Here is a 14,769-nt window from a genome sequence, read left to right as displayed (position 1 = left end):
ACCCGCTACGACAAACTCGCCATCGTCTACCGCGGCGCAGCCGTTCTCAACGCCATCGTCGCCTGGACCCGACGTTTGTCAGACATGCCCTAGTGCACGATTCACTCCGCCGGGACGGATGCCGGGCGTTCGAGCCCGCGCCGCGGCGGGCGTCACTCGGGCTGGGCCTGCTCCCCCGCGTACCACTGCACGGCGCGGACGCCCGGTTGCAGGGACAGCTCGGCCACCAGCTGCTCCAGGCGGGCCGGGGTGTGGCCGTCCATCAGCAGGTGCGCGGTCAGGGTGATCTCGTCGTCGGTCACGTTCCCGGTATGGATGCCGCGGAGCGTGATGTCGTTGCCGGTGAGGTGCTGCACGATCTGGGCGCGGGCATACTTCTCCGTTTTCGGCCGGCACACCACCTGAACTAGGTAGGGGCGCAGGCTCTCGTCGTCGTCGCCGCTGTTGTCGTGGTCGATCAGCCGGCCGAGCGGGCGCCCGAACAGGTGGATGGCGATGACGGTGGCGGTGCCGATCAGTGTGAAAACGAGGTGGCCGGAGGCGGCCAGCACTCCGATCGCGGCCGAACACCACAGGGTGGCCGCGGTGTTGAGGCCGCGAACGTTGACGCCCTCGCGCAGGATCACCCCGCCGCCCAGGAACCCGATGCCGGACACCACATAGGAGGCGACGCGGGTGGGGCTGCTGTCTTCGGTCGCCGCCGCGTACAGGACGAACAGCGTCGCACCGCCGGCGACCAGCGCGTTGGTCCGCAGGCCGGCCCTGCGTGCCCGCCACTGCCGTTCGAACCCGATCAGCGAGCCGCAACCCACCCCGACGGCGAGCCGGATCGCGAAATCGGCGACGCTCAACGTCTGCATGCAGCGCACCCCTTTCCGCCCGCCGCCGGCTTCCAGCAGTCGGTCCGGACAAGCGCGGGCGGCTTGGATCGGCGCAGCTAACCACTCCCGGGTGAACGGCAGGTGGCTCCCGCGCTAGCCGGGTCGACTCTCGGCCACGTCCGCGACACCCGCGCGCAGTGCAAGCCGGGTGTCGCGCCGTCAGTTATGCCTTCGAGAGCTGGTGCGGACAGTAGAACTTCGCGGCGATCATGGCGAAGTTCGACGCTTGTTCCATGTCCATTCCGGGGTTGTGGGTCTTCACGTCATGCACGAGCTCCAGACCCGATTCTCCGTTGTTGAGGCACGAGCAGACCGCCTTGCCGGAGTTTATGACGGCGTCGGGGCTGGCGTAGGTCATGCCTACTTGGTGCAACGCCGCCAAGAAGCCCGCGTCGTCGCCGGCCGGCGGCGGGGGGTCGGCGTATGCCGGCGCCGCGAGCGCGATCGCGGCGGCCGTTCCGAGCAATGCCAAAAGCAATCTCATAACTGACCATCCTCCAATTGCTTTGTCCACTAACCTATTTGCGCGTCCGTGGGGACGACCTGGGGCTTGTCGCCCTTCTTCAGGTGCACCGCGTGGATGCCGGGCTTCTTCGCCAGCTGCTCGAGCAGAGCGTCGAGGCCCTCTTGGTCGACGTTGTGGTGTTGCACGCTCTCCGGTTTCTCAGAGATCTGCGCGACAATCTTCTTGAGCTTCTCCGGGGAGTGCGCGTCCTTGAGTTCCTTCATCGGCTTGACGCGGCCGCGGACGCCGTTCCGGCTGAACGCGTTCGGGGCCCCGGCGCCCAGGGCGCTGCCGAGCATTCCCGCCACCGACATCGAGCTGAGCAAACCGCCCTGGCCGAGCGCCGCCGCGGGCACCGCTTCCGGCCCGGTGGCGGACAGGGCCGCGGCGACCGTCCGGATGGTCGGCGTCGCCGCGGCCCAGCTCGGCGGGACGGAGAGCTTGCCGACCAGGGTGCCGGCGTTGCCCATGCTTCCCGTGACGGCATTGAACAGCGTGCCGCGGGTGAAACCGGCGGCCCCGAGCCCGGCGCCCAGCGCATCCTTCGGCAAAGCGCCGTAGGCGATGGGCGGGGCGAACTTGAGGAACTGCGAGACGGGGAAGTTGATCAGCAGCCCGATGTCGTTGAAGCCGGTGGTGAAGCTCAACGGCACCTTCACCGCGTTGTACAGGTTTGTGTAGAGGGTCGACGCGCCGGCCCCGAACAGAGAGTTCAGCAACCCGTTCAGGGTGGTGGTGTAATCGGTGCTGAGGTTCGACAGCGTGGCCAATATCGGGTTCCCCACGCCGAGCGGATTCAGGGCCTGGGTGAGCAGCGTCCCCACGTTGCCAAGCGGGCTCGCGGCCGCCTGGGTCACGGCGGCGGCCTGATTGGCCAACCCACCCGCGTTGGTGATCTGAGGCGCCTCCTGGAACGGCGTGACGTTGGCGGCGGCCGCCGACGAGCCCGCGTAGTCGTCCATGGCCACCGCGTCCTGCACCCACATCTCGGCGTACTGAATTTCCGTCGCCGCGATCGCCGGGGTGTTCTGCCCGAAAACGTTGGTCGCGACCAACTGGGCCAGCAGGGTGCGGTTGGCCGCGATCTCCGTCGGCGGAACGTGGGCGGCGAAGGCCGTCTCGTACGCGGTGGCCGCCGCGGTGGCCTGCGCGGCGGCCTCGGCGGCCTGCGCGGCGGTGCCCTGCATCCACGCGAGATAGGGCGTCACCGCGGCCGCCATGTTGAGCGAGGAGGGCCCGGTCCATACCCCGGTGGTCAAGCCGTCGACCACCGACGAATACGAGGACACCGTGGATTGCAGTTCGCCGGCCAGCGCCTCCCAGGCCGCCGCCGCGGCCCGCATCGAGGCGGACCCCGGCCCGTCGTACATCCTGGCGGAGTTGAACTCCGGGGGGAACGCAGCGTAGATCATTTCTGTACCCCTTGCCTGGTGACGCGTGCCTGGGTGGATGGTGTTGGGCGGATGTGGGTCGGCACGGCGCTCAGTCCTCAAGTGCCGGGATCACGATGATCGTGGCGGTGGCCGGGTCGGCCTCGGCGACGATGCCACCGAGCGAGCCCATCGCGGCCGCGCCGCTGCCCGCGGGCTGGAAGGCGACGGCGCCGACCGCCCGACCGGCCAGGCTCGACAGGGCCATTTGGCTGAAGACGCCCTCTTCGCCGGCGAATGAGGTAGCGGAGGCGGCGGCGTTGGCGGGTAGCACTTGGGCGAGCGTCTTGATCGTCGGCGCAGCCTCGGTCCAGCCCTGCGGGACGGACATGCTGCCGACCAGGGCCGACTTGCCCATTGAGCCCGAAATCGGTGTGACGGCCGAGCTGAGCATCGGCTTCACCGCACTGGCGCCCTGGGTCAGCGGTGCGAGGGCCCCCGAGATTGCCTTCGGCCCGGCGAGGTAGGCGGCGGCGCTCTGCCCGTTTTGGCCCCACGCGTATGCCTGCCCGAATGACAGGAACGGGCCGCCGGGGATGGAGCTGAGGCCCTGGAGTGAATAGGGGCCCGAGGCGATAGTGCTGAAAATGTTGTTCCACGCCGTCAGATCGGCCTGCAACCCGGCGGGGAGCGGCGGCAGATTCACCAGCTGCGGCAGGTCGAGTCCCGCCAACAGATTTCCCGACGTGGTGGGCGAGTTCAGCAGCCCGCTCCCCAGGCTTTGCAGCGCGGTCGGTAGCGAGTTGATGAACTGGGAGAGCTCCGTGCCGATGTCCGCCGCCGGGGTGGCGGTGGCCTGACTGGCGGCCGCCGCCTGCATCGGCGCCGCCGCACTGTTGGTGGTCTGGGGCGGTTCGACGAACGTCTGGAGCTGGGTTGCCCCCGCCGATGAGGTGGCGTAGGCGTACATCGCGGCGGCGTCCTGGGCCCACATCTCCATGTACTGCGCTTCGGTGGCCGCGATCGCGGGGGTGTTCTGCCCGAGGAAGTTGGTGGCGACCAGGGCCATCAGGAGGGCGCGGTTGGCGGCGATGACCGGCGGCGGCACCGTCGCGGCGAAGGCGGTCTCGTAGGCCGCTGCAGCGAGCTTGGCCTGGGAGGCAGCCAGTTCGGCCTGGGTGCTGGTGGTGTTCATCCACGCCACATATGGCGCGGCCGCCGAGGCCATCGCGATCGAGGAGGGACCGGTCCACGGGCCGGCGGCGAGACCCTGAATGGTGGCTCCGTAGGAAGCCGCCGTCGACTGCAGCTCCGAGGCTAGGTCGTCCCATGCGGCCGCGGCGGCCAACAGCGGCCCCGATCCGGCGCCGACATACATCCGGCCCGAGTTGATCTCCGGCGGAAGCGCCCCGAAATCAAACATCGATATCCTCCACTCCCCTCAAGTGGCCGCCATGGTAGGCGCGGCTCAACCGCTCCTGCCGCATCGGCGCCAAAGGTCTAATCAAATCCATCGAAACGGTTCCGCCGAGTGGCGGTAACGCCTCGACCTCCTTATTGGACGAAATGCTGATGACCGCCCCAATCCCCGTTCCGTGCGGGCATCGACCAATGTAGCGGCCATCGTGGCCGAACGGTATTCGCATTACATTCCTCTGCAGTAATCAAAAAGTAAAAACTAAATGTCACGATCTCAGCATCGGGTGTGAGGATTGTGCGTCTTAGTTACTTTCGGATCAGCTGAAGGTCCTGTTCAACGGCCAGAGTCAGGCGCAAAGTCGACGAGCATCGAGACGCTCGTCACATAACTGAATTGCGTGTGAGTTCACGCGAGAGCCGTCGCTTCTGCCGGTTCTCGTTAATAGGCCTTTAACGTCGCTAGTAATTGGACAGTGCGCCCATTCCCGGCGACCTCCTATTTCGACATATAGAAAGAAATCGGCTCATTCGACGTGCGTAAAATTGCACCGATGCGCACCCGGTCAAAATTGGCCGAAAACATCGGCGCCAATGGTGTCGTGGCGAGGGCGGATTGCGTGCCGCCCCCCTGGAAGCGACGTGCCGCTACTGCCGGCCGCTGCGGTTGGGTTGCTCTAAACCACTGACCCGACCGCCATAGGCCATCCGGCGACGCCGCCCCCAGCGCGCACGGTGGCGCAGCGGGCGTCGGCATCGCCAAGTTGATGGTTAAAAGTCATCCCCTGCTCCCATGAATTTCACCTAGCGTACGCATCCATAGCTGCCGTAGCACTGGTTAGCTGCTGGACGTTTACTGTGAGCGCAATACGACTCGTTTGCGGTGGTAGGCGCCCTTAGGCGCGATCGGGCGGGGCGTCGCTGGGTGATCGAGATGTTGCGGAGAGCGTTCAAGCCGCCCGACCTCAGAGACACTCATCCCGCCCGCGCGATGGCCTAGCCGGCGGCGGGTGGGCGGGTGACGAAACTGGGCCGGAAGCCGTACTGCGGTATGGCGCGGCCGTACGGTTGGCCGCCGATGGACCCGATCGGCGTACCGGGTGCCCCGTCGTCACGGCGGCGGGCGGCGCCACCATCGGTGTGCCGCCGCAGAGGACGCCGCGTATCCGTACATTGCGGCCGCGTCCTGGGCCACATCTGGCTGTACTGGGCCTCCGTCGCGGCGATCGCCGGGGTGTTCTGCCCCAGGACGTTGTGGCGATCAGCGCCATCAACTGGGCGCGGTTGGCCGCGATCGTCGGCGGCGGTACGGTCGCGGCGAACGCCGCGTTGTAGGCCGCCGCGGCCGCCACGATCGGGGCGGATCCAACGTCCGAATGCAAACGGCCCGAATTGATTTCGGGTGGCAGCGCCGCGAAGTTGAGGGCCGTGGTCATGGCCGGCCCCTCGACCGGAGGGCGGACGCTGGCGCGGTGAATTGCGTTGCGGGCGCCAGTGATACGGGAACATTCCGGCTCGCTGGTGCGAAACGATTGGCTGCAAACGACATCGGAGTTCTCCTTGCGGCAGGTGAGCGGCCCGCGCCCGGGGCGCGACTGGTCACCGCTGCCCGCGCACGCGAAGAAGCGCGAAAGGTGTCGATAAGTCCTTGCGGAGAATCTATTCAGGCCGCGGGAGAGCAGCCCGGGCCGGATCTCAACGAAATGGTCGTCGATCTGGGATACGGACTGCCGTCGTGACTCATTTCGCGCTCACCTCCTCACGGCCAGGGCATGCGGGGATACCGTAACGCGCACGCGTGGGAGGGGGCACACGGGACAAATACCCGAACACCGCACCCCTCTCGTCAGAGTTTTGGCACCACTCGGCGTATCCGGTGTCGACCGGAAGTCACTTGGGCTCAACCCTTAAGCCGGGAAGAGCTGTCCTGGCCCTGGGCGTCTTTCGACATTCGAGGTCAGTGGTCTGTGTCCATCCAGACGCCTCACCTAGCGAGGTGCACGCAAGGGCCATGCGTGCACCGACCCCATCAATGCGTCAAGCGCGACGGCGACGATCGGCCGATCCGACGGTGCTACCGAGTGCGGCGATGCCACCACACTCCGCGCGTAATCCTCGCCCGCACCAGGGATTTGGTGGCCCCCTAGCCGGCGGCCGGGGGGCGAGGCATCACCGTCACGTTGAATCCGTACCGCGGCCCGTTGCCGAAGTGCCGGCCCGCGTTGCTTACGGCGGGGATGCCCGGCATGCCGGGTACGCCCGCCGGGGTCTCCGGCAGGGCGGTGCTGGTCCAGCCGCCGCCCGAAATCGCCGCGCCCGCATGATTTTCCACCTGGGCGGCCACCGTCCACGCTTGCGGCACGGACAACCGCCCGACCGTCGCCGCCTGGTTGATTCCGGCCGAAACGCCGCCGAACGGAACGTCCGGCATGGCTCCCGCGCCGAGGGGTGCGATCGCCGAACTGTACGGCACGACCGGTGTGCCCAGCGGTGCCCAGCCCGCGTTGCCGGAGCCGGCGCCCATGGGCGGCAACGCGGTGGCCGCCGGGTCCGCGGCGACGGCGACCGCGTTGATGTCGGCCATCGATGCCGTCACGGTCTGCTGCAGGATCGCGGGACTCGTGTAGCCGGCGGAGACGAATCCATTGACGAAGTTCGAGTCCAGGAAGTCCCACAGACTCGTCGGGCCGCCGGCCGCCGGCGTGGCGAGTTGTTGCAACGCTGCCGGGACCGCCGACGCCAACTGACTCAGCGCCTCTTGGGCGCCCGAGGCGGCCGGGGTTCCGGTGGCCTGGGTGACGGCCGCGGCTTGATCGGCCTGCCCCGTCGGATTCGTCGTCTGGGGTGGCTGCACGAACGACTTCAGGTCGGCCGCCAGGGCTGAAGCGTTGGCGTAGCCGTACATCGCCGCAGCGTCCTGCGCCCACATCTCGCTGTACTGAGCCTCCGTCGCGGCGATCGCCGGCGTGTTCTGGCCCAGGAAGTTGGTCGCCACCAACCCCGCAAGCTGAGCACGATTGGCCGCGACGGCCGGCGGAGGCACCGTCATGGCGAACGCGGCCTCATATGCGGCGGCCGCGGACGACGCCTGGGCTGAGGTTTGCTCCGCCTTCACGCCGGTGAGAGTCATCCACATCACGTACGGCGAGACCGCCGCGGCCATGGTCGCCGAGGCGGGGCCCAGCCAGCCCTCGCCAACCAGCCCCGAAATCACGGTTTGATACGACGCCGCCGTCGAATGCAGTTCGGCGGCCAAGCCGTCCCAGGCGGCCGCGGCGGCCAGCAGCGGCGCCGAGCCGGGACCAAAATACATTCGCGCGGAATTGATTTCCGGCGGCAATGCTCCGAAATCCATTGTCGGCCCCCGTCAACCGTTGATAACCGCGGCGGGGGCTTCGCTCCGCGCCGAAAAGCCGGGCGGGTTTGCGAATAAATTTCGAACGCGATCCGTGAATAGCGGCGGCTCCAGGCGTGCTAAGCCGGCCGGTGCGGCCGGCGGCTCCAGTCGTGTCACAGCATGGAACATCGGACTTCTCCTTACGGGATTGCCCGACTCGGCCACGGCCCAAGAGGTGTCACAAGCTGCCGGGAGGCGTGCGCATCGAAGCGTCCGCGCGCCTCAGTCGCTCGGCCCACACACCTGGCAGACGAAGGTCATGCGCCGCGGCCGGATCGGGGAGCTTTCAACGATTCGGCACAGCAGTTGTCAATCGGACCAGTTCACGCACCTCCCGTCACGTGCAGGTGCGGGGTGCCCTGATGGTTGCACACGGCGGAGAAGATCACCGGGCACGACCCGCCGGTGCGGCGCCCTCTCATCGCAGCTTCATAGCTACGAAAGCGTATCCGGCGCACATAAAGTCAGGCGGCTTTTCCGGTCATTTCAATCCCAAACCATAGACGACGCAAATGGTTTGGTTTCCCGCTCGACACGAAAATCGCCGGGTGTCGCCGGAATTTACGCGCCGCAAACTCCGCGTAATCGTGGCGACGTGCGGGTGACTCGGCGCGCTTCGCCACGGGTCACGTTCGGCGACGGACCAGCCGCGACCCGAGGGTTTGCTGCTGAAGGGCCTCGACGGTGCCGCAGGCTAGCTGGACTTGTTCTCGGCTACCGCGGCGCCCAGACCCTCGGCGAGGTCTTCGCGGGTCAGCCTGGTGAACCGCAGCAGCTGGGCGCTGCTGAATTCCGTGAGGTCGCTGGACAGGACGTCGTCCAAATCCTCGTCATCCAGGCGGAAGCTGCGGTGATCGCGGGCCTTCTCCACCACGTTTCGCACGAAGCCGGCGTTACCCAGCGTGTCGATGCCGCGAATCAGGTCCCCGTCTTCCGAGTAGCTCTCGTCGAGGTAGAACTTCGTGTACGACGGGAGGAGCACCTGGACGTCCTCGTCGGTGATCACGTCCTGGTTCTCCTGCCCCATCAGCTTCGTCAGCGCGAGCAGCTCGTCCGGGGTGTAGCTGAAGAACTCGATGACGGTCGAAAAACGGCGGCGCAGACCCTGGTTCACGTCGAGCATCTTCTCCATCGCCTTGGCGTAACCGGCGCCGAAGACGACGAGCTCATCGCGGTGGTTCTCCATGTACAGCAGCAGGGTGTTGATGATCGCGTTGCCGTACGGGTCACCCTGCTGGTAGCCCTTCTCGTGCAGGGTGTGCATCTCGTCGAAGAACACCGCGCCACCCAGAGCGCCCTCGAGCATCTCCTCGGTGTTCTTCTCGGCGTCGGCCATGTACCGGCCCAACAGCTTGGTGCGGCTCGTTTCCACCACCACGGGCTTGCGCAGCACGGTCAACCCGCACAGCTGCTTGCTGAACGCCCGCGCCACCGACGTCTTACCGGTACCCGGGGGGCCCAGCAACAAGGTGTGGCGCGACGTCACGGGCACCGGAAGACCCATCTTGGCGCGTGCCAGGTTCACCTTGGTGGTCGACTTGATCAGTTTGATCTCGCGCTTGGCCCGCTCCATGCCGAGCATCGCGTTGAGCTCGGCGTCCCCCTCGGCCAGGTACTTGGCGGCCTCGACCGCGTGGCGCGCCGCCTCCGTCTGCGCGCGGCTCGGCGCGCTGTCGGGGTCCCACGGATTGGTGCGCGCCTCGATCGTCTCCGGGTCGGTCAGCACGAGCCGATAGTTGGGGTTGTCGAGCGCCTCGCGGGCGGGGGCGAACTTCGGATCCCGCGAGTAGACGCGGCGGAGCAGCTCGATGGCTTCGTCTTCGCGGCCGACGTGCCGCAGGCACATGCCCTGGGTGTAGAGGGCGATGTTGGCCGCGCCCGGAACCCGGTCCCCTTCGACGGCGGCCTCGCCACGGCGGAAGGCCTCCTCGAAGACCCCCAGGGAGGCCAGGGCCGTCGTCGCCATCGCCGCGCCCGCCGCCTTCAGCTCGGGCTGGCGCCACTGCTTGCCCTCGGGGAACTGCAGGAGTACGTCCGGCCAGCGTCCGGTGCGGAAGAACAACACCCCGCGGACGTACGCGAGCAGTTCCTCCTCGAACGGCTGGCGGGGTTCGATGCCGTCGACCAGCTTGGCCGCCTCCTCGTAGCGCTTGGCCTCGGCGAGGACGGCGGCGAAGGCGCAGGCCAGCGACTCGACACTGGTCACGGCCAGCCGGAGGAACAAGCCGTCGGAAACCTCGGGGCGGAATTGCAGCTCGGTCACGCCGAGCCGGCGCGTCTCCCAGCCGAACGTCCTGACGGCCGCCCATGCTCCCGCGAGCACCTCGATGCTCTGGTCACCGGCCAGCACACGCGCCAGCCAGGCGTCGCACATCCCGGGATCCAGGGTGGTCGCCGTGTTGAACATCTGCGCCGCAACCTGGGGGTTGTGGCTCGGCTGCAGCCCGTTGACCGAGATGCCCGACGCCAGAAGCCCCGCGACCAGTGCGTTACGGGCGTCTTCGGCGATTGATTGCGAGCGCGTCATTGCGCCGCGGGCACGCCCGCCGAGCTCTCCTGTACCTGACCGACGGACAGGACCAGCTCATCGTCGTCGTGCAACCCGCGGCTCGGCACCACCAGCTGCGTGCGGATGGTGGGGGCCGGCAGGCTGGCGCGCACCGCGGCCAGCTGGCGTCCGGTGAGCCGGTTCAGCCCCGCCGACACCTCCCGGGGAAGGCGGCCGTCGCTGTGGAATCGCACCCAGGCTGACACCTGCGGCCGGCCGGCCCAGCTGGTGAGTCGGACGGTCAGCACGGTGGCGTCGGTGTCGGGACGGAACAGGTCGTCCAGCGTCTCGGTGCTGATGTCCGAGGGTGTCAACCAGAAGCTGGTCGCGAACCCGTTGAAGTGCTTGAGGTGCCGCCATCCGGGGCGGCTCCACGTCGGCTCGAGGTCGGCGAGCACGGCCTTGTCGACCTCGGCGAGCTCGTCGGCGGTCAGCGGCCGGGCCGCGCAGCTCTGGCCGTCGAGGTCCTGCGCCAGCCGCTCGGTCGCCGCGACCAGCGTCGATGCCAGCGAATCGCGGGTCGCCACCGCGGCGACGTTGCGCTGCGGGTTCATCCGCAACACGAGCCAGGTGCGGCGAACGTACGACGAGGGCTGGTCGCTCACCAGCCCCCACTCCTCGGGCCCCCAGTCATCGAGCTTCGACAGCTCGGCGGCGTTCCCACCGCGGCGCACCTTCACCGAGACGATGTCGATGCCGTCGAGGTGGAGGTCGAACTGGCGCAGCCCGGCGGCGACCGACTGCACGAGCAGCGCGGCCTGCGAGGTGCGGTGGCGATGACGCCCGGCCGGGTCGTCCCCGCCGCCGTCGACCGCGATCACGGTGACCAGGCGACCCTGGTAGCCGCGCACACCGACCTTGTCGCGCCCGTACTTGCGCTGGTAGTCGGCGGCCGGGGTGCAGCCCGCGGCCAGCGAGGTGCCCGGGTCAGCGGACCAGTCCCACAGCCACGAGGCCAGCCCCGAGGTCACGGTGAGGCCGTGGTGGGTGACCAGTGACAGCAGCGTCACCAGCACCGCGAGACCGACACCGACCCAGAACGCGATGCGATGCTCGCCCTGCCACGACTCCGGGCAGTGGCTGGCCACCACCAGGATCAGGATGTCGACCAAGAACACCGCCGTGACGCGCGACCACGCCAAAGACAAACCAAGACTGCGCTGAGCCTTCATTGCTATTGCTGCTCCGCCCTTATTGCTGCTTCCGCGATCGCTTCATCAGCGTCGCGGTACCGAAGATTGCGCCGCCGATCAATAGCGCACCGGTGAGCCCACCGGCGGCCACCCACACTGGCACCATATCGCGGCCAGGGGCCGCCCTGGGAATGTTCAACGGCGCCGACAGTTGCTGCGGCGGTTTGACCGGACCGTCGGGAACGTCCCACGTCAGAGCCGCCACCGGGTCGACGAGACCGTAGCCGATCTGGTTGTCGACGCCGCGCGCGGGCGCCCTGGCGGTGCGCTCCAGGCGATTGATCACCTGATAGGCCGAGAGCTGCGGGTACTTGGCGCGGACCAGCGCGGCGACTCCGGACACGATCGCGGTCGAGAAGCTCGTGCCGGACGGAACCAGCAGCGAGTTGTCCGGGCCGTCGATCGCGTTGATCAGGCCGTCGTCCCGGGGCGAGAGCCCGATGACATCGGTCCCGGGCGCGGCGAGCCCCACCCACGGGCCGCTCACGCTCGTCGACCCCTGGCCCTGGCCGCCTTGCGTCAGCGGCCGGCCGTCCGTGTCGACCGCGCCGACGGTCAGGACGTAGTCGCTGAACCACGATGGCGTCACCACGGTGGTGACTCCGCTCCAGTCCCGGGGGTCCTTGGGCTGCATCGGATCGAACGCCGGGTTCTGCTTGCAGTCCTTCTTGCTGGTGTCGCCGGCCGCGGCCACGATGACGGCGTTCTTGTCGACGGCCGCGTACCGCACCGCCGCGCCCAGCGTGCGCTGGTCGATGATGTTGCGCGCGCTCATGCAGGTCACGTCGGAGATATTGATCACCGTGGCACCGAGGTTGGCGGCGTGCACGATCGCCCGCGCCATGGTCTCAACGTCGTCGATCTTCGCCCGAGTCTGTGGGTCCTCGTCACCGGTGTACGCGTCCTTGAGGCCGAAGGCCTGGCTGGACTGCCGGATCGAGAGGATGTCGACGTCCGGCGCGATCCCGCTGAACGCGTCCGGGGCAGACGAGGGCGCCGGCGCCGGCGGTGGGGGCGGCTTGGGCGCCGGGTCCAGCGGCCGCGGGCCGCGCTGATTGTCAACCGCGGCGACGTGACCGCCACCCGAGTAGCTCGGGATCGTGACGGTGCCACCACCACTGTGATTCGCCGCGCCCGGCGCACCGGGTGCGGCTGGGGCGCCAGGTCCCGCGACGCCCGGCCCGGGCGGCGGGCCCTGTGGCGGTGGCGGGGCCCCGAACGGTCCGGGAGGCGGCACGTCCGAGGGCGGCGGGGGCACCATGGTCACCGTCTGCGGCAGCGGCGACAGCGTCACCGTCTGCGGCGGCGGCGCTTTGGGCGGCGGCTCGGTCGTGGGGATCGTGACCGGCCGGCGCGGAGCCGCGGGCGGCGCCGCCGCGCCGTTGGCCGGGGCCGCGCCGATCATCGACGCCACGATGGTGCCGTGGGCGTCGCAGTCGGACAGCCCGTCGCCACCCATGACGTAGTCGCCGCCCGGAATCAGGTGCGGAAACCTCGGGTGTGGGGTGACGCCGGTGTCGATGACCGCGACCTTCTGCCCGGCGCCGCGCCCGAACTGCCACGCCTCCTGGAGGTTCAGCAGGTCCATGTACTTCGGCTGCAGCCGGAAGTCGGTGCCCGGCAGGACACCGACCTCGGTGCAGTACGAGTTCTGTTTCATCGGAGCGGGCGGCCCGGGGGGGCCGTCCGGCGGCACCGCGGCCGGGTCGACCGTCGGAGGCGAGATCGCGTACGCCGGCGGCAGCCCGGCCAGGGCGCCCGAAGCAAGCAAGAGCGCGGCGATGGTCACGCGGGACGCGCGACCACGCCGCACCTTGCGACTAGCGGTATCGGATGGCTGCATAAACATTCATCAACCACAATGCCAGGGGGAAGATCGGCATGAGGCAGAGGTACTCGATCCATTCCACGAACTTGCGGAACAGCGGGCTGTAGATGGTGTTGGGCACCACGGCCGCGGCCGTCAGGCCCGCGGCGGGCAGCAGCACCAGGATGGCCGCGCTGATGGACACGGCGAGCGGCGACTGCAACACCAGCGCGTACCGGGCCACCACGGCGAAGACGATCAGCACGGCCGTCCCGGCCAGCGTGATGGCCTGCCAGCGGTCCACGTAGGAGCGGCCGCGAAGCATCAGGAAGCCGGCGCTGAACCCGGCCAACAGCAGCGGCAACCAGCGCTGTCCGGTGTGCGGGTCGGCCAGCGACGTCAACGCCACCACCATGAGCACGCCCAACCCGACGAGCAGACCGGTCAGGAAGGACCGGGCCCGCTCGGCCTGCAGCAGCACGTCGCGGACCGACGCCGGACCCTCGAGGACCGGGGGCCCCCCCTCCGAGCGCACCACGGTGGTGGGCAGGTCGGGACGCGCCTCGAAGACCCACCGGCTGGTGGCGGACGGGAAGACCGGCAGGCGGATGCCCGCCAGCCGCCGCGACAGCGCCGGGGCGCCGTGGTAGAGGAGGACGCACAGCAGCACGACGGACGTGAACAGGGTCACGGCGCTGGTGTTGGCGATCATCCGCGCGAGGGCGGCGATGCCCGTCACCAGCGTGACGGTGATGATCGCGGTATAGAGGCCGAGGCGTCGTCCGGTGAAGCGCAGGGCGAGCATCGCGGCGATGGTGAGCACGCCGAAGCCGAGCACGGCGTGGGGCGAACCCACTCCCCCCGGCGGCGCCGCGGCCGCGGCCACCGACAACGGGGCGAGCGTGCTCAGCAGCAGCATGTCGCCGACGCGGCGGTCCTGTTGCGTGTGCGCCCGCATCAGCATCAGCATCGAGACGCCCAGCATGACCGCGGCGATCACGGCGGCGTACACCGTGGGCAGCCACGAGTTGTGGTGCCAGCGGTACCAGCCCAGCAGGGCGGCGGCGGAGGTGACGCCGACCGCCACCATCGAGGCGCCGACCTGCACGGCGACGACCGGGTCGATCGCGGCGAAGCGTTTGCTGAGATTGGCCGCGACCGCGGTCGAGATGTGCTCGATGACCTGGGAACGGTGCTCGGTGTCCTGGATGAACCGGATCCACAGCCGGTCCCCGTCGTAGACGTCCTGCTCGGTCAGGGACTGCGTGGCCCGCAGCGGCGTTCCGTCCACCAAGCACAGGGCCCACCTGCCGCGGCCCTTGGCCTCCAGCGGCGTCTCCCCGAGCTCACGGAGCCGGCCGTTGATGACCTTGAGCAGCGGATCGGTCATCACCGAGACCGGGGCGTTGGCGTCCAGCAGGACGCCAATCTGGACGCCCTCGCCGGCCATGACGCCGACCACTACCGCCCGAGGCTGCGAGATGCCCTCGACATCAGCCTGTGGTGCTTCAACTCCCACTACCGCAGTCATCGCCCTACGGCCCCTTCCCTGGTGAATGAGTAAAACCGTGCCGCCAGCCCCGCGGCAGCCGCCGGAAGCTGGGTCGATCGACTCGCCGAGATGCCAGGGCCCCCCGGGAGGTCCAGCTCGA

Annotated in this window: 9 protein-coding genes, 1 pseudogene and 1 riboswitch; all 10 genes and pseudogenes read right to left on the bottom strand. The window is 68.7% G+C overall.

What is annotated here, in order from left to right; translation table 11 throughout:
- Positions 1-152: 152 nt before the first annotated feature.
- Complete coding sequence (locus SKC42_RS16520) at positions 153-860, bottom strand: MgtC/SapB family protein (protein ID WP_330965349.1); 708 nt, start codon at positions 858-860, stop codon at positions 153-155.
- A 184-nt stretch (positions 861-1,044) separates the two neighbouring features.
- Positions 1,045-1,365, bottom strand: coding sequence for a DUF732 domain-containing protein (locus SKC42_RS16515; RefSeq protein ID WP_330965348.1), 321 nt, complete (start codon positions 1,363-1,365; stop codon positions 1,045-1,047).
- A gap of 29 nt (positions 1,366-1,394) precedes the next feature.
- The gene (locus SKC42_RS16510; protein WP_330965347.1) at positions 1,395-2,798 is read right to left on the bottom strand and encodes a PPE family protein; all 1,404 of its coding nucleotides are present in this window, start codon (positions 2,796-2,798) and stop codon (positions 1,395-1,397) included.
- 70 nt (positions 2,799-2,868) lie between these two features.
- Complete coding sequence (locus SKC42_RS16505) at positions 2,869-4,179, bottom strand: PPE family protein (protein WP_330965346.1); 1,311 nt, start codon at positions 4,177-4,179, stop codon at positions 2,869-2,871.
- Between the two features lie 1,134 nt (positions 4,180-5,313).
- Positions 5,314-5,608 (bottom strand): annotated as a pseudogene (locus SKC42_RS16500) (PPE domain-containing protein); the annotation flags it as partial.
- A 395-nt stretch (positions 5,609-6,003) separates the two neighbouring features.
- Positions 6,004-6,175, bottom strand: a riboswitch (M-box (ykoK) riboswitch).
- A 140-nt stretch (positions 6,176-6,315) separates the two neighbouring features.
- Positions 6,316-7,527, bottom strand: a complete 1,212-nt coding sequence (locus SKC42_RS16495) for a PPE family protein (RefSeq protein ID WP_330965345.1) — start codon at positions 7,525-7,527, stop codon at positions 6,316-6,318.
- Positions 7,528-8,263: 736 nt separating this feature from the next.
- A complete protein-coding gene (gene eccA / locus SKC42_RS16490) occupies positions 8,264-10,096 on the bottom strand; it encodes a type VII secretion AAA-ATPase EccA (RefSeq protein ID WP_330965344.1) in 1,833 nt (610 codons plus the stop codon).
- The gene (gene eccE / locus SKC42_RS16485; protein ID WP_330965343.1) at positions 10,093-11,289 is read right to left on the bottom strand and encodes a type VII secretion protein EccE; all 1,197 of its coding nucleotides are present in this window, start codon (positions 11,287-11,289) and stop codon (positions 10,093-10,095) included. The genes eccA and eccE overlap by 4 nt, the downstream gene beginning before the upstream one ends.
- Positions 11,290-11,308: 19 nt before the next feature.
- Positions 11,309-13,153, bottom strand: coding sequence for a type VII secretion-associated serine protease mycosin (locus tag SKC42_RS16480; RefSeq protein WP_330965342.1), 1,845 nt, complete (start codon positions 13,151-13,153; stop codon positions 11,309-11,311).
- A complete protein-coding gene (gene eccD / locus SKC42_RS16475) occupies positions 13,131-14,648 on the bottom strand; it encodes a type VII secretion integral membrane protein EccD (protein ID WP_330965341.1) in 1,518 nt (505 codons plus the stop codon). The genes SKC42_RS16480 and eccD overlap by 23 nt, the downstream gene beginning before the upstream one ends.
- Between the last annotated feature and the right edge of the window lie 121 nt (positions 14,649-14,769).

Origin of the sequence: Mycobacterium sp. 050134, assembly GCF_036409085.1 — a bacterium.
Lineage (GTDB): Bacteria > Actinomycetota > Actinomycetes > Mycobacteriales > Mycobacteriaceae > Mycobacterium.
This window is presented reverse-complemented; position numbering and strand designations above follow the sequence as displayed.

Coding starts and splice junctions, on each gene's coding strand:
- eccD (WP_330965341.1), bottom strand. CDS start 14,648: ATGACTGCGGTAGTGGGAGTTGAAGCACCACAGGCTGATGTCGAGGGC.
- SKC42_RS16480 (WP_330965342.1), bottom strand. CDS start 13,153: ATGCAGCCATCCGATACCGCTAGTCGCAAGGTGCGGCGTGGTCGCGCG.
- SKC42_RS16510 (WP_330965347.1), bottom strand. CDS start 2,798: ATGATCTACGCTGCGTTCCCCCCGGAGTTCAACTCCGCCAGGATGTAC.
- eccA (WP_330965344.1), bottom strand. CDS start 10,096: ATGACGCGCTCGCAATCAATCGCCGAAGACGCCCGTAACGCACTGGTC.
- SKC42_RS16520 (WP_330965349.1), bottom strand. CDS start 860: ATGCAGACGTTGAGCGTCGCCGATTTCGCGATCCGGCTCGCCGTCGGG.
- eccE (WP_330965343.1), bottom strand. CDS start 11,289: ATGAAGGCTCAGCGCAGTCTTGGTTTGTCTTTGGCGTGGTCGCGCGTC.
- SKC42_RS16495 (WP_330965345.1), bottom strand. CDS start 7,527: ATGGATTTCGGAGCATTGCCGCCGGAAATCAATTCCGCGCGAATGTAT.
- SKC42_RS16505 (WP_330965346.1), bottom strand. CDS start 4,179: ATGTTTGATTTCGGGGCGCTTCCGCCGGAGATCAACTCGGGCCGGATG.
- SKC42_RS16515 (WP_330965348.1), bottom strand. CDS start 1,365: ATGAGATTGCTTTTGGCATTGCTCGGAACGGCCGCCGCGATCGCGCTC.